Source organism: Xanthomonas euvesicatoria, from assembly GCF_013112235.1.
In the GTDB taxonomy this organism is placed as follows: domain Bacteria; phylum Pseudomonadota; class Gammaproteobacteria; order Xanthomonadales; family Xanthomonadaceae; genus Xanthomonas; species Xanthomonas euvesicatoria.
On sequence record NZ_JABFFS010000001.1, the window covers coordinates 1,794,011 to 1,815,499 of the forward strand.

The 21,489-nt window shown below is 57.9% G+C and carries 18 protein-coding genes and 3 pseudogenes; 10 read left to right on the plus strand and 11 right to left on the minus strand.

The genetic code is table 11. The features are described 5' to 3' along the window. The first annotated feature begins 86 nt into the window (after window positions 1-86). From HLH45_RS07620 to HLH45_RS21625, 6 genes and pseudogenes are all read left to right on the plus strand, one after another. Window positions 87-1,086, plus strand: a pseudogene (locus HLH45_RS07620) (arabinogalactan endo-1,4-beta-galactosidase). Between the two features lie 402 nt (window positions 1,087-1,488). Next, the gene (gene aceE, locus HLH45_RS07625; protein ID WP_008576621.1) at window positions 1,489-4,176 is read left to right on the plus strand and encodes a pyruvate dehydrogenase (acetyl-transferring), homodimeric type; all 2,688 of its coding nucleotides are present in this window, start codon (window positions 1,489-1,491) and stop codon (window positions 4,174-4,176) included. A gap of 76 nt (window positions 4,177-4,252) precedes the next feature. Beyond that, window positions 4,253-5,104 (plus strand): sce7726 family protein, encoded by an 852-nt coding sequence (locus HLH45_RS07630; protein WP_127170428.1) that lies wholly within the window; start codon window positions 4,253-4,255, stop codon window positions 5,102-5,104. Between the two features lie 18 nt (window positions 5,105-5,122). Beyond that, window positions 5,123-6,055, plus strand: a complete 933-nt coding sequence (locus HLH45_RS07635) for a sce7725 family protein (protein WP_074053250.1) — start codon at window positions 5,123-5,125, stop codon at window positions 6,053-6,055. Window positions 6,056-6,119: 64 nt separating this feature from the next. Next, entirely contained in the window at window positions 6,120-6,713 is a 594-nt protein-coding gene (locus tag HLH45_RS21620; RefSeq protein ID WP_128698080.1) for an SIR2 family protein, read from the plus strand. After that, a complete protein-coding gene (locus HLH45_RS21625; RefSeq protein WP_008576634.1) occupies window positions 6,710-7,522 on the plus strand; it encodes an SIR2 family protein in 813 nt (270 codons plus the stop codon). Before HLH45_RS21620 ends, HLH45_RS21625 begins: the two co-directional genes overlap by 4 nt. A gap of 451 nt (window positions 7,523-7,973) precedes the next feature. On the opposite strand, the gene HLH45_RS07645 is transcribed toward HLH45_RS21625, so the two are convergent. The 5 genes from HLH45_RS07645 to HLH45_RS07670 form a co-directional block, all read right to left on the minus strand. Continuing rightward, window positions 7,974-8,492, minus strand: a complete 519-nt coding sequence (locus HLH45_RS07645) for a transposase (protein WP_229017154.1) — start codon at window positions 8,490-8,492, stop codon at window positions 7,974-7,976. 89 nt (window positions 8,493-8,581) lie between these two features. After that, window positions 8,582-8,821, minus strand: coding sequence for a hypothetical protein (locus HLH45_RS07650; protein ID WP_074053249.1), 240 nt, complete (start codon window positions 8,819-8,821; stop codon window positions 8,582-8,584). Between the two features lie 483 nt (window positions 8,822-9,304). Beyond that, a protein-coding gene (locus HLH45_RS07660) for an IS3 family transposase (protein WP_409350108.1) occupies window positions 9,305-10,419 on the minus strand; the annotation gives its coding sequence in 2 pieces (ribosomal slippage) (window positions 9,305-10,162 and window positions 10,165-10,419; 1,113 coding nt in all). Between the two features lie 260 nt (window positions 10,420-10,679). Further along, window positions 10,680-11,360 carry a hypothetical protein gene (locus tag HLH45_RS07665; RefSeq protein WP_228996783.1) on the minus strand — a complete coding sequence of 227 codons (681 nt, stop codon included), beginning with the start codon at window positions 11,358-11,360 and terminating at the stop codon, window positions 10,680-10,682. A 29-nt stretch (window positions 11,361-11,389) separates the two neighbouring features. Further along, the gene (locus tag HLH45_RS07670; protein ID WP_074053248.1) at window positions 11,390-11,767 is read right to left on the minus strand and encodes a transposase; all 378 of its coding nucleotides are present in this window, start codon (window positions 11,765-11,767) and stop codon (window positions 11,390-11,392) included. A gap of 390 nt (window positions 11,768-12,157) precedes the next feature. On the opposite strand from HLH45_RS07670, the gene HLH45_RS07675 reads away from it, so the two are divergent. Beyond that, the gene (locus tag HLH45_RS07675; protein ID WP_046932882.1) at window positions 12,158-13,111 is read left to right on the plus strand and encodes a trypsin-like serine protease; all 954 of its coding nucleotides are present in this window, start codon (window positions 12,158-12,160) and stop codon (window positions 13,109-13,111) included. A gap of 479 nt (window positions 13,112-13,590) precedes the next feature. Here HLH45_RS07675 and HLH45_RS07685 read toward each other — a convergent pair whose 3' ends face one another. The 5 genes from HLH45_RS07685 to HLH45_RS07705 all read right to left on the minus strand — a co-directional run bounded on the left by HLH45_RS07685 (window position 13,591) and on the right by HLH45_RS07705 (window position 18,022). Continuing rightward, entirely contained in the window at window positions 13,591-14,289 is a 699-nt protein-coding gene (locus tag HLH45_RS07685) for a transposase (RefSeq protein WP_046932880.1), read from the minus strand. A gap of 747 nt (window positions 14,290-15,036) precedes the next feature. Then, window positions 15,037-15,429 carry a hypothetical protein gene (locus HLH45_RS07690; protein WP_228735347.1) on the minus strand — a complete coding sequence of 131 codons (393 nt, stop codon included), beginning with the start codon at window positions 15,427-15,429 and terminating at the stop codon, window positions 15,037-15,039. 156 nt (window positions 15,430-15,585) lie between these two features. Continuing rightward, the gene (locus HLH45_RS07695) at window positions 15,586-16,773 is read right to left on the minus strand and encodes an XVIPCD domain-containing protein (protein ID WP_008576638.1); all 1,188 of its coding nucleotides are present in this window, start codon (window positions 16,771-16,773) and stop codon (window positions 15,586-15,588) included. 3 nt (window positions 16,774-16,776) lie between these two features. After that, entirely contained in the window at window positions 16,777-17,193 is a 417-nt protein-coding gene (locus tag HLH45_RS07700; RefSeq protein ID WP_108702759.1) for a hypothetical protein, read from the minus strand. A 130-nt stretch (window positions 17,194-17,323) separates the two neighbouring features. Further along, the gene (locus tag HLH45_RS07705) at window positions 17,324-18,022 is read right to left on the minus strand and encodes a hypothetical protein (protein ID WP_223866300.1); all 699 of its coding nucleotides are present in this window, start codon (window positions 18,020-18,022) and stop codon (window positions 17,324-17,326) included. Window positions 18,023-18,307: 285 nt separating this feature from the next. Here HLH45_RS07705 and HLH45_RS21985 point away from each other — a divergent pair. Further along, window positions 18,308-18,577 (plus strand): annotated as a pseudogene (locus HLH45_RS21985) (hypothetical protein); the annotation flags it as partial. Window positions 18,578-18,595: 18 nt separating this feature from the next. On the opposite strand, the gene HLH45_RS07710 reads toward HLH45_RS21985, so the two are convergent. Continuing rightward, window positions 18,596-19,704, minus strand: a protein-coding gene (locus tag HLH45_RS07710; RefSeq protein WP_087944180.1) for an IS3-like element ISXca2 family transposase whose coding sequence is annotated in 2 segments (ribosomal slippage) — window positions 18,596-19,452 and window positions 19,452-19,704 — 1,110 coding nt in all. Because the reading frame shifts where the segments join, the coding sequence is not laid out codon by codon here. Window positions 19,705-19,950: 246 nt separating this feature from the next. Here HLH45_RS07710 and HLH45_RS07715 point away from each other — a divergent pair. Both HLH45_RS07715 and HLH45_RS21755 read left to right on the plus strand, forming a co-directional pair. Then, a complete protein-coding gene (locus tag HLH45_RS07715; protein ID WP_029818555.1) occupies window positions 19,951-20,346 on the plus strand; it encodes a SymE family type I addiction module toxin in 396 nt (131 codons plus the stop codon). 856 nt (window positions 20,347-21,202) lie between these two features. Then, window positions 21,203-21,445: pseudogene (locus HLH45_RS21755) on the plus strand (XVIPCD domain-containing protein); the annotation flags it as partial. Between the last annotated feature and the right edge of the window lie 44 nt (window positions 21,446-21,489).

Genomic DNA, 21,489 nt, shown 5'->3' on the forward strand with positions numbered 1-21,489 from the left:
GCCACGCCGCGCACACGCACCAGGCAAGACAGGGGATCAAGCAAGGCGCCAACCGGCGCGACATCCATCGATCGAGGGAGCGTTTCATGACCATCTTTTGCAGGCACTACCACCGTGTATGGCTCATCGTGCTGCTGTGTCTGTGCAGCGCCGGCGTCAGCGCGCAAGGCATCGCCAAAGGCGCGGACGTCAGCTGGCTCAATCAACAGGCCGCCAACAATCCGCCGCAGGTCTTTCGCGATGCAGCCGGCAACACCACCGACTTCATCAAGCTGTTCAAGGATGTCGGCGGCAACGCCATTCGCCTGCGCGTCTGGGTCAACCCGTCCGGCGGCTGGAACGATGGCCGCGACACCCTGGACAAGGCCAAGCGCGCCGCCGCGCAAGGCATGCGCATCATGATCGACTTCCACTACAGCGACAGCTGGGCCGACCCGGGCAAGCAGACCAAGCCTGCGGCATGGGCCGGCCACTCCGTTGCCCAGCTCAACACCGATGTGTACAGCCACACCCAGGGCATCCTCAAATACCTCAAGGACAACGGCATCACCGTCAGCTGGGTGCAGGTGGGCAACGAGATCAACAGCGGCATGCTGTGGAACGAGGGCAAGACGCCCAACTTCGCCACCCTGGGCCAGTTCATCAACAGCGGATACACCGCCACCAAGGCGGTGTATCCCAACGCCAAGGTCGTCTTGCATCTGGCCAATGGCTACGACAACGCCAACTTCCGCTGGTTCTTCGACAACCTGCGCTCGGCCGGCGGCAAGTGGGACGTGATCGGCATGTCGCATTACCCGCCCGTCGGCAGCTGGCAGGATTACAACAGCCGCCTGGACACCAACATGCGCGACATGATTGCGCGCTACGGCAGCGATGTGGTGATTTCCGAGGTCGGCATGGATTGGCAGCAGGCGGCCACCACCCGCGCCATGCTCAGCAACCTGCTCAGCCGCAGCAGCAGCATCGGCGCGCGTCCTCGGCGTGTTCTATTGGGAGCCCAACGCCTACCCGGGCTGGCAGGGCTACACCATGGGCGCAGTCAACAACAACGGCCAACTGACCGAAGCGCTGCAAGCATTCTGACCAGCACGCTGCCACGGGGCGGCGCCCGCCGCGGGGCGATGTCCTGCGCAAACCCAAAGACCACGCCATCGCGTAGGAGCGCCCCCGGGCGCGACGGGCTTCACCGAGAAAGCCTCTCGCGCCCAGGTGCTCCTACGGGCGGGCATGCACAGCGGCCCACTCGATACGGCAGCGCCCGGCCATCGCCTGCCGCTGGCCCTCATCCTTTGGTCGTACACCGGCCGCGCCCGCTGCGCCGCATCGGCGTTCCAACAGGCACCGAGGCTCCACGCAGCGCACAACAGCGTCCCATTCCATACGCACCCGTAGCGAGGAATGGCAACAGGTGCGTGCGGTACACTTGGGGGTTCACGAATTCACGATGTCGACACACCCGCGGGGTGTGTCCCCCCGGGAGCGCTAATGAACTGGTTGAACGAAGTGCTGCACAACGATCCGAACCCGCTCGAGACCCAGGAGTGGCTCGAATCGATCAAGGCCGTCATCGACGTCGAAGGCCCGGAGCGCGCCCATCAGCTGCTGGAAGGCATGGTCGAACAGACCCGCCGCGCCGGCGCTTACCTGCCGTTCTCGCCCACCACCGAGTACGTCAACACCATCTCCCCGGCCAACGAGGCCAAGCACCCCGGCGACTCCGCGCTGGAGTGGAAAATCCGCTCGATCATCCGCTGGAACGCCATGGCCACGGTCGTGCGCGCAAACCGCAAGCCGGGCGACCTGGGCGGCCACATCGCCTCGTTCGCCTCCAGCGCCACGCTGTACGACGTGGGCTTCAACCACTTCTGGCGTGCGCCTTCGGACAACCATCCGGGCGATCTGCTGTTCATCCAGGGCCACAGCGCCCCGGGGATCTACGCCCGCGCCTTCCTCGAAGGCCGCATCAGCCAGTCCCAGCTGGACAACTTCCGCATGGAAGTGGACGGCCAGGGCATCTCCTCCTACCCGCACCCGTGGCTGATGCCCGAGTTCTGGCAGACCCCCACCGTGTCGATGGGCCTGGGCCCGCTGGCCGCCATCTACCAGGCGCAGTTCATGCGCTACCTGGAAAACCGCGGCCTCATCGAGAAGTCCGACCGCAAGGTGTGGTGCTTCATCGGCGACGGCGAATCGGACGAACCCGAAACCCTCGGCGCCATCGCGCTGGCCGGCCGCGAAGGCCTGGACAACCTCATCTTCGTGGTCAACTGCAACCTGCAGCGCCTGGACGGCCCGGTGCGCGGCAACGGCAAGATCATCCAGGAGCTGGAAGGCGTGTTCCGTGGCGGCGGCTGGAACGTCATCAAGCTGCTCTGGGGCGGCTACTGGGACGCCCTGCTGGCCAAGGACACCGACGGTGTGCTGCGCAAGCTGATGATGGAAACCGTCGACGGCGAATACCAGAACTGCAAGGCCTTCGGCGGCGCCTACACCCGCGCCAACTTCTTCGGCAAGTACCCGGAGACTGCGGCCATGGTCGCCGGCCTGTCCGACGACGACATCTGGCGCCTGAACCGTGGCGGCCACGACCCGCACAAGGTGTATGCCGCCTACCACCAGGCCGTGAACACCACCGGCATGCCCACCGTGATCCTGGCCAAGACGGTCAAGGGCTACGGCATGGGCTCGGCCGGTGAGGCGCTCAACCCCACCCACCAGACCAAGAAGCTGGACGACGCGGCGGTCAAGCACTTCCGCGACCGCTTCAACATTCCGGTCACCGATGCCCAGCTGGAAGACGGCCAGGTGCCGTTCTACCACCCCGGCGAAGATTCCCCGGAAGTGCAGTACCTCAAGGAGCGCCGCAGCGTGCTCGGCGGCTTCCTGCCCTCGCGCCGTCCCAAGGCCAGCAAGTCGTTCGTCGCGCCCACGCTCGACAAGTTCGAGCGCCTGCTCAAGGACAGCGGCGAGCGCACGTATTCCACCACCATGTCCTTCGTGCAGAGCCTCAACATCGCCCTGCGCGACAAGGAACTGGGCCCGCGCATCGTGCCGATCGTGGCCGATGAGGCGCGCACCTTCGGCATGGAAGGCATGTTCCGCCAGATCGGCATCTATGCCCCGTTCGGCCAGAAGTACAAGCCGGTCGATGCCGACCAGCTGATGTACTACCGCGAAGACCAGACCGGCCAGGTGCTGCAGCAGGGCATCAGCGAGCCCGGCGCCATCGCCTCGTGGATGGCCGCCGGCACCAGCTACTCGGTGTCGGATGTGCCGATGCTGCCGTTCTACATCTACTACTCCATGTTCGGCTTCCAGCGCGTGGGCGACATCGCCTGGCAGGCAGCGGACATGCGCACGCGTGGCTTCCTGCTCGGTGGTACTGCCGGCCGCACCACGCTCAACGGCGAAGGCCTGCAGCACGAAGACGGCTTCAGCCAGGTCATCGCCGGCTCCATCCCGAACGTGCGTAGCTACGACCCGACCTTCGGTTTCGAAGTCACCGTCATCATGCAGCACGGCATGAAGGCGATGATGGAAGACCAGATCGACGAGTACTACTACATCACCTTGATGAACGAGAACTACGCCCACCCCGGCATGCCGGAAGGCGCAGCCGAAGGCATCATCAAGGGCATGTACCTGCTCAAGGACGCCGGCAAGCCCAAGAAGGGCGAGCTGCGCGTGCAGCTGCTGGGCAGCGGCACCATCCTGCGCGAGGCCATTGCCGCGGCCGAGCTGCTGGACAAGGACTTCGGCGTCACCGCCGACATCTGGTCCTGCCCCAGCCTCAACGAAGTGCGCCGCGACGGCTACGCCGTGGAGCGCTGGAACCGCCTGCACCCGGAAGCCGAACAGCGCAAGCCCTACGTCACCCAGCTGCTGGAAGGCCGCCAGGGCCCGGCCATCGCCGCCACCGACTACGTGCGCGCCTTCGCCGACCAGATCCGCGCCTTCGTCCCGATGACCTACACCGTGCTCGGAACGGATGGGTTCGGTCGTTCGGATACGCGTGCCAACCTGCGCCGCTTCTTCGAGGTCGACCGGTACTACATCGCGCATGCGGCAATTGCCGCGCTGGCGAAGGATGGCAAGATGACGGGCAAGGATGTGGCCCGGGCGATCAAGCAGTACAAGATTGATCCTGAGAAGGCGAATCCTGTTGGGGTTTGAAGCATGAGATTGAGAGCCCGTTAAGGGCTCTCAATCTGTTGTGCAATTCCGCGTGCTAATAGGCTGTTCTACGGCTATGAACCTAGCTGGTATCGATGGCTGCCTGCTTCGCAGATTATTCTCTACGCGAGTCCTGAAGGACATTGCTAGCGGAAACTATCCTGCAGAAGTAGCCAATGTGCGTGAGCACATCGAGCGTATAGAGGCAGGTCAAGCAAATGCGGCTCTTAGAGATATCTACGAGGCCGCATTTCGCCACTGTCGTGGGAGCGCTAGAGGAGAGCATGTATACAAAAATGCTTTGGTTGAAAAGATTGTCATTGGGCGTCATTCCCTGACGACATCCTCTGTCCATTTTGAAGTGCGTATGCGGAGCGCAAAGCTAGATGTGTTGATTGCACGCCAATTTTTGTCTGCCTACGAGATAAAAACTGAGTTGGACGAACTGTCCCGCCTTGGCGCTCAAATTGAAGAATACCGAAAGTTTTGTCAGGAAGTCTGGGTGTTTACCTGCGACAAACACCTCTCCGCCTGTGAGCGCCAGCTTCCCGATACAGTCGGCCTTGCGGTGCTCACCAAAAGGTACCAAATTCGGGTGGCCAGGCCAGCTACTAGCTGCGTTGACGCGCTTGAGACTGACTCCATGCTTCGTCTCCTTCGGAAGCAAGAACAAGTAGACCTGCTGAAGTATTTGGGGATTGATGTCTTAGGTATCCCCAACACCATGCTAGCGAGCCAGCTAAAAGAAGCTGCGGGCAGGTGTAGCGTTCTCGAAATTCAAGCCAAGGTCGCTGAGGCTTTGCGAGCGCGAGGCACTAATCAAGCCAAAATGGCGCGCTACATGCCTAAATCACTTATCGCCTCAGTGTTGGCGCAGGACTTGACAATTCCCCAACAATTAAGACTAATTGAGGCATTCAAGGAGTAGGCCACAGGGGGCTGAAGAATGGGATATCACCCGTATTTTCGAGGGAAAAGTAACGAGCTCATCTGCATCAAGGAACAAGCAGTCCTAATCGCCGGCGCACGGATGACTCCTATCATTGAGCCGGTGAGGGCTGACTTACGGCCTCTGAAGCGCTGCCTCGACGCGCTAGCGGCAGCTGGCTCAAGGGCGATGGTTATAGCGAATCCTGGGTGTGGTCCTCTCGTTGCTGGCTTGCCACCACCGATAAAAAAATATATCGATGGATTAGTCGCACAGAACATAGGTATCTCTTGGCTCATTCGGCAAGGCTCAGCGGCAGGCCATGCAGCTCCAATTCCCCAAATTCAGGGAGATGCATTCCTTCATGATCGGGTGCTTGATCCAAGCGCCGTGGTTGCTGCTGAGGTTCAAAGAGGTCGTAGATTCGCTCCACATGTATTCTTGGATTCGAAAGATGCAGGCGTCGCCTATCGAGCGAATTTTAATGGTTATCCGCGCATTTTGCTCAGGGATGGCTTCAAGAAAAAGAAGAATGCCGAATACGTGGCGCCTGTTATTGAGCATTTCTCGGACTTGCATCTGACCTACGCTGCTGTTGGCTTCCAAGGCTATGGAGACTTTCTTTCCATAGGTGAAGAGTTTTCGGATAAAGGTGGACCCGCTTATGCGGTTGCAATTCATCTGACATTCGTTGACCCGACGCAAGGGGGTGCTGTTTTTATTCGTCACTACGTCTCTGACACTAACGATACTGCGGACGATCCTGCACTTAAGTTCAAAGAGGCACTGTCAAAGCTTGTTAAGGATGTGCAAGCAGTAGGGTCGCTTATCCCCAGAACAAACGCTGTTAATGAATTTATGTCATTGTACCGGCGGCGGCATTATCCGGGCTTAGGTTATGTTAAAAAATTGACTATGCAGCATCATATCGAGCTGATGGCTACTATTTAGTTCAATCGATTAAGTCTTCGTAATATTTAGAGCATGGCGTGCGTGGAGAGTTACTCGAATGGCAATGGACTATAGTACGTATCAACAAGAAGTTCGCGCTGACATAGAAGGAGTGTTGCACGATTATTCGTGCCAGCCAATCGTGTTCGTGGGTTCAGGCCTATCCCGGCGGTACGCTAATGCTCCAAATTGGGAGGAGCTCCTTAGGTTACTTGCTGACCAGTGTCCGGCCATCGAGATGGACTTTGCTTACTACAAGCAGACCTATGGCAGTAATTTCATAAAAATCGGCAGTGTTTTCGCAGATTTTTATCATCAGTGGGCTTGGGGGGCGGGTAGAGATAAATTTCCAGACGAATATTACTCGGAAAATTTCCCTCGAGAGATATTTATAAAGCATTCTGCAAGTGAGTTGCTTCGGTCGCTTGCGCCTGGATCAGTCGGGAAGCTTTCTCCTGAATTGATTGCCGAGATAGCGGCACTGAAAGCGATGAGTCCCCACTCAATAATCACGACAAACTACGATCAATTGCTGGAACCTCTTTTTGATGGATATGAGCCAGTTGTGGGTCAGCAAATCATCAAGAAAGGTTATCTCTCGATTGGTGAATCTTTAAGATTCACGGATGTATTTCCGATCCTCTGTCTCTTGTATTGACCGAGGACGATTATACGAGGTTTGCAAGTGATCACAAATATTTGAGCGCGAAGCTCTTAACATATTTTATTGAGCATCCGCTGCTTTTTGTCGGATATAACGCGGAAGATCCAAATGTCAAGATGGTCTTGTATGACGTTCATAGGATGCTCAAGGATAATTTTGAATTGGTTCCCAATATGTATCTGCTAGAGTGGGATCCTCTTATATCAGAGTCATCTTATCCTGTTCGCGACAAAGTTCTGTCGGTCGCGGATGGCGTGAATATTCGGATAAAGAGTATTTCTGCATCTTCTTTCGGGTGGGTATTCAAGGCCTTTGGAGTTGCTGGAAATCTAGAAAAGGTGGATACCAAGCTCCTTCGCGCGTTAATGGCTAGGGCGGTCGGTCTAATTAGGTCGGATGCTCCAAAGCGCACCGTGGAGATTGATTTTCAGACGCTTGAGCATGCTGTGGAATCCGGTGAAAGTTTTGCAAAATTATTTGGTCTTACAACGATATCTGATCCATCTCAAGTAAATTTGAACTATCGCTACACGTTAACAGGTGTTGCGGAACAGCTCGGGTATGGCTATTGGAGTCGAGCACATGATCTGGTTAGGGAATTGAGTAAGCAGACCGGGTTTGATATGAAGGCGACCGACAATGTTTATCATATTACTATGAAGACGGGAAACGCAGCCGGGAGCAAAACCAATAAGTATTCGCAGAAGGCAGTGGATTTGTTGCGGAAGCTTCGAGATGGTGAGCCTTACGAGCTGGAAACGATGACGGTTAATATTCCAAAAATTCCCTCTCCTCTGGTCTGATTGATATTTATTTGGTGGGCGATGCAGGCGCTATTGGATATAACGCTTTCCTTCAGCTCAAAATCCAGCCAGCTGGAGGGTACCTCTGCATATTTTGAAAATAGTGTGGGGACGGAAGACAGAAAGACAAAAAGACAAAAGGGCGGGAGGTACTTAAACGAGCCGGTCGTAAGGGCCGCGCGGCGATGTCTGATAGCGGGGCAGTGTCGCTGCCGTAACGCTGAGGTCTTCTTCTTGCAAATAACGGGGTCAGGTTAACTTATCGGTCTACGGTGTTCGGTTTGCGTGGCCGATGAGCTGGCCTTACGCCCGCAAAGCGGTTCGTCTTGGCTTCGACCATTGTGCGGAAGGCGTCGTGGCCCAGGGCTCGCTGCTGCTGTAGATGAAGGCGGATGCTGGCGAGCAGTTCGTCGGAGAGGGCTTCATCGAGCAGGGTACGGTAGGCGTTGGATCACTGGATCGGGTTGCTGCCAAGCGCAAGCCAACAGGGATGTGGTGTCAGCGCGGAGTGCTTGCGCTGGCCTAGGTTGGCTGGGCAACTGGACCAGCGATACGCCGCCGGGTTGTCGGTCGGGCGAGCACGCACCGGATTGAGCTCAATGTAGCGATAGCAGCGAAGGACGTAGTCCGCACTGTCCACAAGACATGCCTTGTACCGACCTTCCCATAGCGTACCCGTGCGCCGGTGGCGGCCATTGAACAATGCGACGTAGTTTCGTGCAAGCCGCTGCATCAGTTGCCCGATGCGTCCCGCTGCGGGTGGCGTGACTAGCAAGTGCACATGGTTGTCCATCAAGACGTAAGCATGCAGCTGGCAGCCTGTCGCGTGCAGGGCCTCATGTATCAGGTGCAGATAGCGCAATCGATCGCCATCATCCAGAAAGCAGGGCAAGCGGTTGTTCCCGCGCTGCACGATGTGCTGCGGGATGCCGGGAAGGTCGATGTGATACGCCCAGGGTTCCGTAGACACTCAAGACCCTCATTGCGCGTAGCGCCGTTCGAACTCTACAGGCGATAGGTCGCAAATAACGGGGTAAATAACGGGGTCAGGTTAACTTATCAGTCGGCGGTGTTGGTGTTGCGTGGCCGATGCGCGGGCCTGACGCCCGCAAAGCGGTGGGTCTTGGCTTGGACCATTGCGCGGAAGGCGTCGTGGCCCAGGGCTCGCTGCTGCTGTAGATGAAGGCGAATACTGGCGAGCAGTTCGTCGGAGAGGGCTTCATCGAGCAGGGCACGGTAGGCGTTGGATCGCTCGATCGGGTCGGTGCCAAGCGCAAGCCAACAGGGATGCGGTGTCAAATAACGGGGTCAGGTTAACTTATCAGTCGGCGGTGTTGGTGTTGCGTGGCCGATGCGCGGGCCTGACGCCCGCAAAGCGGTGGGTCTTGGCTTGGACCATTGCGCGGAAGGCGCCGTGGCCCAGGGCTCGCTGCTGCTGTAGATGAAGGCGAATGCTGGCGAGCAGTTCGTCGGAGAGGGCTTCATCGAGCAGGGCGCGGTAGGCGTTGGATCGCTCGATCGGGTCGTTGCCAAGTGCAAGCCAACAGGGATGCGGTGTCAGTGCGGAGTGCCTGCGCTGGCCCGAATAACGGGGTCAGGTTAACTTATTAGTCGACGATGTTCGGTTTGCGTGGCCGATGAGCGGGCCTGACGCCGGTAAAGCGGTTGGTCTTGGCTTCGACCATCGCGCGGAAGTCGTCGTGGCCCAGAGCTCGCTGCTGCTGTAAACGAAGGCGGATGCTGGTGAGCAGTTCGTTGGACGGGGCTTCGTAAGCTCCCCCGTCAAGCAGGCACTTCAAAAGTAGAGCTTTCGGCGTACTTGTTGCGGTACTCGACCGGGGTCATTCCGCCGAGCGAATCATGGGATCTTGCTTCGTTGTAGTCGATCATCCACCAGTGGGCGGCTTCGCGCACATCGTCGAGGCAGGCGAAGAGATTCAGGTCGAGCACTTCCTCGCGGAACGTGCGATTGAAGCGCTCGATGAAGGCATTCTGATTTGGCTTTCCCGGCTGGATGTACTGTAGTGCGACGCCATTGGTCTTGAGCCAGCTGGTGAACGCTTCGCCCAGGAACTCGGGGCCGTTGTCCGAGCGCACCACCTGCGGCAAGCCATGATCGCGTTTGATCTGCTCGAACACACGCACAAGCCGTTGCGAGTTGATCGAGGTGTCAACCTCGATGTGCAGCGCCTCGCGATTGAAGTCATCCACCACGTTGAAGGTGCGAAAGCGTCGTCCGCATGCCAGCGCATCGCTCATGAAGTCGACCGACCAGACCGTGTCTGGCAGCCTCGGCACGTAGAGCGGCACCCGCTCACGCTTGGGAAGGCGACGCTTTGCAGCGCGGCGTAGGTTGAGCTTCATGGCCTTGTAAACGCGATAGATGCGTTTGGGATTCCAACCTGGTTGCTGCTTGCGAAGGTAGTCGCTGCACTTCCAGAAGCCACGACTGGGGTGCGCTTCAACGTAACGCGCGATCTCGGCAATCAGCTCGGCATCGCGCACCGTCCAGTCCAGAGGCGGTGCATACCAAGCGGCACGCGACAGCCCGACGCATGCACAGGACCGGCGCAACGGCCGCGCGTGGACCTCGATAAGGAACCGCACCGCCTCGCGTTTACGCGCCGGCCCTAGAGTTTTTTTGCGATCAGGTCCTTCATTGCCGCGTTGTCGAGCGCCAACTCGGCATACATCCGTTTGAGCTTGGCGTTCTCGGACTCGAGCTCCTTGACCCGCCGCAGCTCGGACGCCTCCAAGCCGCCGTACTTGCTCTTCCACTGGTAATAGGTCGCCGTGCTGATGCCGACTTGGCGACAGATGTCTTTGACTGGAACGCCTGCGTCGGCCTGCTTGAGCGTGGCGATGATCTGTGTCTCGGTGAACTTCGATGTGCGCATGGAACCTCCTGACTTGGGAACGATGCCAGAAAGATCTACTTATGCGGTGTCTGCGGATCGGGGGAGCTTACGGCTTCATCGAGCAGGGCGCGGTAGGCGTTGGATCGCTCGATCGGGTCGCTGCCAAGCGCAGGCCAACAGGGATATGGCGTCAGTGCGGAGTGCCCGCGCTGGCCAAGATTGGCTGGACAACCGGACTAGCGATACGTCGCCGGGGCGTCGGGCGGGCGAGTACGCATTGGGCTGCTCCAAGAAGTTGGCTAAACCATTCGGGGACTAACAGCTTGAGCATCGGGTTCCATCGAAGGCTGCGCAGCAGCTTGCTGGGCAAGCGCTGTACTGGAATGTTCGATGGTGGGAGGTTGCTCGCCTGCAAGTACCGATGCGCGGAATCCAGGAGTCGTGCCGACGACGAACACGTCGCCTTCCCGCTCAATGACCCGGCCCACCTTCGACATGTCATTGATTCCGGCCTCGTGCGCGCGCTGAGCGGCGAAAGCGACCCGCTCATCGGAGATGTGCAGAGGCAATCCTTCGCGTAGCCCAGCGAAAAGGCGATTGCCAGCGTGCTCTGGATCAGTCATTGCCCTAGTCGAAGGACTGTTACGTTCTTCCGATGGCTCGACCTTCCCAAGTGAGTTGTTTGATCGTCCTTCGCGCGCAGGTTCATTCACTTCAGGCTTGGTTGGAGACGTCGGCTGTCGAGACTCCCGCTCACGAATGGTGTCGATCAACGCGTTGGGCGTCTCTACGGTGGGCAACCATGTGCCTGCATCAATCTGCTTTCCGGTGACGCGAGACACCGTCTCGCTAGCCCACGACGAACAGTTGTTATTTAGTTCCCAGGTGACATTCTCACGAAGCGTCTGGTCGAGGGCTTTGGTTTGAGCTGGTGAGAGTTCGTAGTAGCGGTCGGCATCAGAACGCTGTCCCTTTTCCATTCCCCAAATAACGGGGTCAGGTTAACTTATCAGTCGGCGGTGTTGGTGTTGCGTGGCCGATGCGCGGGCCTGACGCCCGCAAAGCGGTGGGTCTTGGCTTGGACCATTGCGCGGAAGGCGTCGTGGCCCAGGGCTCGCTGCTGCTGTAGATGAAGGCGAATACTGGCGAGCAGTTCGTCGGAGAGGGCTTCATCGAGCAGGGCACGGTAGGCGTTGGATCGCTCGATCGGGTCGTTGCCAAGTGCAAGCCAACAGGGATGCGGTGTCAGTGCGGAGTGCCTGCGCTGGCCTAGGTTGGCAGGGCAACTAGACCAGCGATACGCCGCAGGGTTGTCGGTCAGGCGAGCACGCGCGGGATTGAGCTTAATGTAGCGATAGCAGCGAAGGGCGTAGTCCGCACTGTCCACAAGACATGCTTTGTACCGCGCTTTCCATAGCGTACCGGCGCACCGGTGGCGGCCATTGAAAAATGGTACGTAGTTTCGCCCAAGCCGTTGCGGCGATGATGCGGTCGATTCAACCGCTTCCGTCGCCCGGTTCCAGAATGCGCCACTCTCTTTACGGTGAGACCATGCTTCGTGTTTCAGGCCGAGCCGATTCCTTGAAATTCGTTTTTCGACAACTTGTAATGCTCTTTTGTCAGATAATCACAGGGAAATGATTCAAGGTGACGTTTCAATGACTGATTAAGGTCACTTTCTACCACGCCAATATCATCGATCTATAAAGGCGCGAACGTGCCAGGAAAATCAGTACTTTGAGTCATCCCGAAAACCCCTGATAGGATCCGATTCTTGATGAAAAATCTACAGATGCAAAAGCGCGTGGCATGCCTCGCAATAGTCATCAGCACCTCCTTTGCATGCTCGGCTGCCATGGCGCAGGTGGTCCCTCCTCGCAATCCCGACCGCGACGTCCTGCCGCTCATTTCTGGCTCGAAAGTCGGCGTGAATACAGGATCCTGCACCGTCGGGGCGGTGGTGGTGCCCAGCAACATCCTCTATCGACTGACGCCGTACCAAAATGCCACACGATGGCTCGTGCTTGCCAAGCACTGCTCCCTACCGGGCGGGACGGTCTATTTGGGTGACCAGAACGAGCCAATTGGCACTGTCGTGTGGCAGTCCGCAGCCTCGGACCTCGAGCTTGTGAAGGTACCGCCCGAGCCCAATCCGTCCTATGTGTGGTGCCAGGCACATCACAATAGCGGCGCTGCCATCTGCAATCCGTACTTGCAATATCGGCCCCGCGCGAGCAATCAGGTCTTCATGCCGCGCGGCGGGCGGGAAGCACGTCTTCCTGTGAGCGGGTGGTCCAACGCGCCAGATGAGACATTCTGCACAAGCGGTTGGCGCACCGGTGTCCGGTGCGTTTGGCACGGCATGACACTCGCGCCAGGAATTTGGCGGCCGAATTATGATCACCTCGGTGCCGCGGACTCGTCCGAGTTCGCCAGCCTTGACGGCGGCGACTCCGGCGGACCGGTCGTCACCTACGACCGGCATCTGGTCGGGGTCATCTCGTCCAGTGACGATCGCACCCGTTCCATCCTTTTCTACACGCCAATGGCGCAGGTGCTGCAAGAGCTCTACAGCTACACCCTTGCCCCAAGCAACTTCCCCGCCGCTGACGGCGAGAGCAATCCGCTCTCCCCCGCCGGTGAAAAAACTCTTTGGGAGCTTGCTCCGACGGATGACGACACGGGAGCTACTCAGGCGCAGTCCATGGGCGGACAAAAACAAGCGGGCTGATGTTCATTACGTGGACCTGTGCTGTCAGCATCTCGCGTGAGTCGCGGGAATAGCTTTTCAGTCAACAAAGCGCCGCCTCCGTGCGGCGCTTTGTCATGTGCTCGCGTTGCACCGGGAAAACAGGACGGAGTTAATTGACGGAGGTAATTAAGCGAACCGGGCGTACAATCCCGCGCGGTGATGTCCGATAGCAGGGCTGTGTCGCTACCTTGAAAATAACGAAGCCAGGTTGACTTACCAGTCGACGGTGTTCGGTCTGCGTGACCGATAAGGGGCCTTACGCCCGCAAAACGGTGAGTCTTGGCTTGGACCATTGCGCGGAAGGCGTCGTGACCCAAGACCCGGAAAGTGGGTCAGATTTACTTCGGCGTTGACACCTGGCCCCGTTAGCTGCTGCCGTAGGCCGCGCTTGTGGCTGATCGCTATCTGCCTGGCCGGGTGCGCGAATCTCCCGGTAATAACGGGGTCAGGTTAACTTATCAGTCGGTGGTGTTGGGGTTGCGTGGCCGATGAGCGGGCCTGACGCCTGCAAAGCGGTTGGTCTTGGCTTGGACCATTGCGCGGAAGGCGTCGTGGCCCAGGGCTCGCTGCTGCTGTAGATGAAGGCGAATACTGGCGAGCAGTTCGTCGGAGAGGGCTTCATTGAGCAGAGCACGGTACGCGTTGGATCGCTGGATCGGGTCGCTGCCAAGCGCAAGCCAACAGGGATGTGGTGTCAGCACGGAGTGCTTGCGTTGGCCTAGGTTGGCTGGGCAACTGGACCAGCGATACGTCGCCGGGTTGTCGGTCAGGCGAGCACGCACCGGATTGAGCTCAATGTAGCGATAGCAGCGAAGGACGTAGTCCGCACTGTCCACAAGACATGCCTTGTACCGGCCTTCCCACAGCGTGCCCGTGCGCCCGTGGCGGCCATTGAACAATGCGACGTAGTTTCGCCCAAGCCGTTGCATCAATTGTCCGATGCGTCCCGCTGCAGGTGGCGTGACTAGCAAGTGCACATGGTTGTCCATCAAGACGTAAGCGTGCAGCTGGCAGCCTGTGGCGTGCAGGGCCTCATGCATCAGGTGCAGATAGCGCAATCGATCGCCATCATCCAGAAAGCACGGCAAGCGGTTGTTTCCGCGCTGCACGATGTGCTGCGGGATGCCGGGAAGGTCGATGCGTGGAAGTCTGGCCATGGCACAAGACTCGCAGCCAGGCATTGGTGCTGATAGCGAGGAAGCCCTGTCGAAAGTTGAGGCTGTAGCCTGAAATTTGCGTAGGAAGTGAACCTGACCCCGTTAGCGCCCGAAATTTGCGTAGGAAGTGAACCTGACCCCGTTAGCGCCACCCCGTTAGCGCCCGATACCTTGATCGCTGCGTTGCCGGCGTCGACGACATACCTACCAGTCGTCTATCGGGTGGGAGCATGGGGCTGCGGTAAGAATAGGCAAGGGTTGGGGGCGCTATGTAGTAGCTTTGTAGCGGCAAGGCCGGCAGAGATTCCAAGAGCAATCATGAGCACTGCAGCGTACTGGCGACGCGATCCAGGACTCACTGACGCGGGTGCCTCGTTGTGTTGCGTCCTCCTGGTAAGCATGTCGAGCTGTCGGGCTGCACTGTCCCAATCATTGCAATGAACTAAAACCTGATGCACTTCATCGGCGTCATTTATCTGCACTCTGTACAAGCGCTTGCTAGTCTCGTGATCGATTCGAGATTCAGTGAGCATCAAAGTTAGCGAGTCGCAGAGTATCTTGTCCGTACCCGAGTAGAGGATTTCCATGGAGTGAACGCTCCCATTGGGCCGTGCAGAAAAAAACGCTGGGGGCTTGAGTGAATAGTGAGATAGGTAGCTGCATGACCGACTGAATATTGCAGTCACGAATTTTATTGCTAAGACTAACGCGGTCAGGTTGACCTGACCCGCTAGAACAGACTTAAAACTAAGGTGCAAATTTTTCTTCTGTATCCACGTAAACCACCAATACCTCTTCGCCCGCATAGGGCACGGTGACTTTCGGCATCCAAAGCTCAGCTGGTGGTATGACAGCTTTCGCCATCGCATCGCACCTAGCACTAATGCCACATCTGCGGATGGCAATGCGCAAGACGCCGCGGTCACTTAAAAAATCAACGCCGGGAGAATAAAATTGGCTTTCCGCCGGCATGCGATAGGTGATTTGGAGCGAGTTGGATCCCACCTTTGCAACTTTGACCGGCTGCACATCACTCTTCCTATAATCAGATCGCAGACTTACTTCTGCAGAAGCAGTCGAGATTGATAGCGAAAGTAATGCTGTCCCAAAAATGAGCCTAATTTTCATATCTAAGTTCATGCCAAGGTCTGGGATCCGTCTAGAAACGTTAGCACCTGCCATCTCGGTAAGCCAAAGCTAACCTCAAACGCCGGAAGCGAGCTACTTGCAAAGTGTTTCAATACTTACGTGTTGTCTCTGCTTGGCTGGTCGAAAGGCTGCTATGACCCAGGTCAATCAGACTTGCAACCTTGGTGCATCTTGCTTTTGACTCTGTTCCTGAATTTCAGCACTCATCGCGAGTGCACGTGTCTGTTCGGCAGACTGCACGCGCGCTTGGCTTTGCTCAACCGAACTCTCCACCGCATCTGCCGTGCGCATTTGCTCACGGTGGTACACGGAGGTGGAAGGATCTCCCTGGACCAGGAAAACGTACTCGCCGGCGGCTGCCCGGGTGCCTGCTTGGCCAAGCACTACGCTGTCTACACGTTCCAGTCCCTGCTCTTTGGCAAGGGCATACAGGCTCCAGGTCATACGGTCACTTGCCGCATCGGGAGCACGATTCAGCGAATGATCGATCCGATGTACGCCATCCTGGATTTGAGCAAACATGGGATCGCTAGGCGATGGAGCCTGCGCGCTGAGCTTGAAACCATCGGATGATCCACGCGACGGCGCGGCCGGATCCTGTGGTATCAATGGCTGCCCACTCGTAGGAGGCGCGATTCTACGATCGTCCGCATCGAACCACTGCTTGCCGTCAAACCTGTATCCGCTGCGTACCGATGCCGCGCCGACGTCTTGATAAAGGTCTTCCCCAAAATCCGGGGCGTTGACTGTCTCACCTTGTGCGTTCTTCGGCAGAACAGGTTGAACGCCGCTGGCTTTTAGCAAGTTGCTGACAACGCCGTTGCTGTTGTTGTGCAGCGGGGAATATTCCAGTTGTGCGTGATTGATCTGATCCCCAGCCTTCAGGGCAGACTCAAGTTTTGTGGATAATTCCTGGTCAGAACCGCTCCAGGCAACGATGCGCTCGTGGCGTTCGCCCGGTGCGGGCCAGTCTGGTGCGGTGACTGTCGCTTTCACGATGTTGCCCTTGGCATCCCTCGCAAGAGCCGGCTCGGAGGGATCCAACTGGTTCAAAGGCACTGGCTCGTAGTTGCCGTCTTGTTTGAGCCGGTACCCAATTTCATAAGGGGCAATGTAAGGGGCTGTTTCAACTCGAATGTGCCCAAATTTCTCCGAGCCAAGAACTGTGCTCTCGGCAAAGTTCGCCAAGTCATTTCCCTCGGCTCTAGTGTCGGGTCCTCCACGTACTACGGTCTGGCTGCCATCCGATTTCTGAAAGAGCAGGTAAAGATGGCGGCGGTCACCAGCAACCTCGCTTGCCCCCACCAAAATTGTCGCCTTCCTCTGCTCATCCATGACTTATTCCTCAATATCTTGCGGTGCTCGATTCACTACCAGTTTGCTCAAGTAGATCCCGTCAGCAGAATGAAAGCCCACCATCCAGGTAACCGGCACAGCTGGCGCTGTCACCGATGGCTGCGCCTCTTTCACGGCAGGGGAAAGCGTGCACATTATTGACGCTTTGTAACCTGCGCCAGGAGAGCTCAACGCTTGGCAGTGAAATCCTAGATCCTCAAGGTTTTTCTGCGCGGCCATAATGGGCGAGCCTACCGGGTTGGCGGCTTGAAGCTGCTGCCTTGCTTTCGCGGCAGACTGCTGAGTATTAAAACCGGGCCGTGAGTCTTGCTGCATGGCAGAGCACCCTGATATGAAGAAGAGACTAGCAGCTGCTAGCAATGCTAAAGAGCTAAGGTTGGCGTGAGGATTCGTTTGCATGACTGACAGCTCCAACGCAATCACACAGATGGTCATCCATGCGTAGTTCGGTTGCAAGTATGCGCCCCAAGAGATAGCGGAGCTATGAAGTTACAGTGGCGGGCTGACCTGACCTAGCCTGGCCCCAATCTTATGCGTCAGCTGCTGCTGCGCCTTTCTCTTTGCCCTTTAGCGCCATGTCGAGCAAGTATTCATAGGTCTGCAGTTTACCCCTGGCCGACGTGGCAACCCAGCAGATCATCCAGAAGAACAGCAGGAAAATCCCCACTATTGCTGTTAATGGAGACATCGCTAGAGGATTGCCACCAGCGCGCAGAACCAGGAAGAGCGACGCCGCAACCGGCAGAAGGCCTAGCTTGTCGATGCTTCCGGCCAATAGCGCAATGCGGCCCGCACGGCGTGTATGGCTGTAGCGAGCGTGATCCAGCATGATCTGCAGGGTTGCTGCCGGATACTTCTTCAGCCAACTCACCTCCTGCATAAATTGCTCTAGCTGATGATCAGTGCGCATTGCTTGATCTACTGTCCATCGACGTAGATCACTGACTATCCCATAGATGCTAATTATCATCAGGATGCCTAGCGCTATCAACGCAACCCAGAAGCCAGCCGTTGCTGCCTTCTTTAGCAACTGGGGAGGAACATTGGTAAAGCTTAAGAACGAAGCAACGAGGGTCAGGGCGATTCCTAATGCCATAACGATGGCGGCGCCGCGCACGAGGCGGCTTGGGCTGGCAGTGTCGGCAGGAAACTCTGGTAGCGCGCGCAGGCGTTCTTCTAATGCCTTGAAGGTCAAGGGCACGATCGGTCCCACATCGCTACTTTCCATGACACCTACCATCGTTGGGTGATACGGCAAGATTAAAGGTGTCAGGTCTACACAGCCAGGTAGAAGTGATGGGACGGCGCGAAATTTCTTTCGTAGTGCATCCGGTGCAAGCGTAGCGGGCCTGTGACCTCAAATATCTGATCACACAGATCGTGTGTCGCTACTTTTCGGATCTGCCTTCTGAGCACAGATGGCCTCGGTTGACATCGCGATTGGTGCGTTGCAATCTCCAGCCTAAGGAGCGTCGAAACTCCTCACACAGCGGTACCCACCTCCGTCAAACCGGTGGGTTTTTTGTGCCTGCATCCTGCAGGTACAAGCCGACGCGATGCCTGCGTCGGGAGGGCGGCTAATACAACACCCGCAAGGGAAATACGCCCGCCGGCTGTGTGCGGTTTCGAACCTCCCGACATCCCGTCGCCGTTGGCGGCGGTTCTTGGGTTGTTCCAGGAGGGCGTTGCCATGTCTACCGCACCATCCATGCCGGCATCTGTGCCGGTTGATCTATTGCCAGCTTCCGCTCACCGCCTGCTGTTAGATGTAGCCGAGGTGCTACTGTCGACTCCCCGCAATTCAATGCCAGCTAAAACTAGAGGTCTGCGGTTGATGTTGATCACGGAACTCAGCGGGCGTTAGTCCGCCCAGGCTGTCGTGCGGGATCTGTTGGTTGTAGTCGGCAAGCCAGTGTTCGGTCTGTTCGCGGACCTCGCTCAGCGTGCGGAAGAGATGCATGTCCAGCACGCCGCGCCTGTAGCTGCCGTTGAAGCGTTCGATAAAACCGTTCTGCATCGGACGCCCCGGTTCAATGAAGTCCAAGGCGATGCCCTTACGCTCGGCCCACTCGGACAAGGCCAGCGCGACAAATTCCGGCCCGTTGTCCAAACGTAGCTTGTTCGGATAGCCGCGCCAAGCTGCGATGCGTTCCAACGTGCGGATGACGCGGGCGGCCGGAAGATTCAGGTCCACTTCGATCGCCAAGGCTTCCCGACTGAAATCGTCGATGACATTGAACGTGCGAAAACGCCGACCGTCCCATAACGCATCGGACATGAAGTCGATCGACCATCCAGCATTGGGGCGATCACCGCAGGCCAGCGGCTGTGGATGACGCGTCGGTACCCGGCGCCTGCTGCGACGACGTTGATTGAGCTTCATCAGGCAATACACGCGCCAGACCCTCTTGTGGTTCCACACATGTCCGCGACGGCGGATGATTTGAAAAAGTTTTCCAAATCCACGCTCAGGAAAACGCTCGGCCAACTCGGACAACAGCGCGATAACCTCATCATCCCGATCGGGACGACGCTGATAGCGCATCGTCGAGCGCGCCACGCCAACCACCGAACAGGCCCGGCGCTCGCTCCAGCCATGCTGCTCGATGAGCCAGGCCAGAAGCGGGCGCTTGTGCGCCGGGTCTACAGTTTTTTTGCGATGACATCCTTCAATGCATGGTTTTCCATCGCCAGCTCGGCGTACATGCGTTTGAGCTTGTTGTGCTCGGTCTCCAGGTCGCGAAGGCGCTGCACATCAGCGGCCTCCATGCCGCCGTACTTGGATTTCCAGACGTAGTACGTCGCATCGGAAATCCCTAGCTCACGACACACATCCTTGACTTGGCGGCCACCCTCGACCTGCTTCAGCGTGGCGACGATCTGGCTATCGGTGAACTTGCTCTTGCGCATTGGTGGTCTCCTTGATGGCTAGTGTGCCCGGAGACCTCTAGTTATGGCTGGATCAAGTTTACGGGGAGTCGACACTACGCCGGCTCGTCGCACGCGCAGCTGTTGAGCAGGCGAGCATCCATCCCGCGCATCCGCTGAGTCGCCAGCTTGGTGCGCTGCTGCACACCTTGCGCCGCCGGGTCGCGCGCAGTGCTGGGGGGTGCAGCAGCGCGTTGCCGCATCCACCAACCACCAGCCGGAGGTGCCATGACACGCCGCCGCCCACCCACGGCATCTGCCAGCGCACGGCCCACCCGCACGCGTGCGCGCCCCACGCCGCCCAAGCGCGTGCAGTGGGTCGTGGTGGAACCCGACCGCACCAAGCTGCCACCGATGCTGCCGCCCGACCCGGACGTCTCTCCGCAAGGCCCCGGCACGCTACGCGCAGCCCGCCGTGCCCGCCGCCCGCGCCAATGCACCGTCAGCTACACCCATTACCCCGGCGCCCACGACCACGCCGGCGACCAGCACGTACCGCACGTCCGCCTCAGCGGCCTATGGCTGGAACAACTGGGCTTTGCCATCGGCACCAAGCTGCGTATCACCGCCAGCGCGGGGCAGCTGTTGATGGAGGTGTTGCCACCGGTGGAGGTGCCGCTGTAGCCGCGGTGCTAGATGTTGCCCACGCAGCATGCAAGACAATCCGTCCAGAGGCATAAGACACGTGCTGCGTAATGATGTCTCTGCCTGATTAGTGCTTAGCTATAGTGGTCGCGCGCCTTCTATCAGGCTTGCGCGCCGACCATGACTACTGAGTAGAGGTAAGTATGCGGATGTTGACTGCGTTCCTTTCAGTTTCCCTTCTATTGCCTAGCTGCAGTGCGGTGTCAGCCACCAAGGCGCGGCACTCCATTGCATATCCCACAGAACTCCAGGGGATGTGGGATCTGGGGCCACAATCGTGCAAGCTACCCTTGAATCCTGATTCTGATTCACCCATACGCATCGAGAAGACCCGGCTGCGTGGGTACGAGCACGAGGAGGTTCCGGTAGCAATCAAGCTTGTTTCCACCGGCCCGCACGCCTGGGTTGTTTCCGCCAAGTCGGATATTGCGCCAGATATAAGAACTGATGACTTGTACATTTTGAAGGGCGAGCATCTAGTGATTTCCGACGGTGAATCAGTGAAGCAGTATCGTCGGTGTAAATAATTTAAAAAGTTATCGCATGATCAAGGAGAGACGTCATGGCAGGTGAAGACGGGAATGTCGTTCAACCTGCGCCGTACAGGCTGCAGCAGTTTCATAGCCCCAGGCTCGGCAATCAGCGTGTCGAAGATTTCGAAGGTTTGGTCACCCATCATCCAGGGGCAAATGCGCGTGCTCAAGTGGTGGACGGCATTCCTGTCAATGTCGAAAACCCGCGTACCCGGTCTTAGGGTGTGATTGGCGGGGAAATTCAGGAGCTGGAGACACGTAGAACTGACGGCGGATCTTCCAGCGCTCTGGGCGCGGATCAGATGCTCTTGACCAAGGATTTCTTGCTTGAAGATAGCCGGATCCCGCCAAGTGGTGCCAACGTTCGCGCCGTTGATGTGCCTTCGCCTGTTGCAGGCTATGTAGCCCGTGTTGATGCCGGCCGGTTTGGTGCCGTAGATATCTACGATCGCAAAGGCGGCGAATTGGTCGCGCGCATCTTGCATCTGGATCCAGTCGGTGTTTCGGTAGGAGACAGCGTGGAATACGGTCAGTTGCTCGGTACGCAGAGCAACAAGGGGCTCCCTAACGCCGGCAAGCATGTCCATAT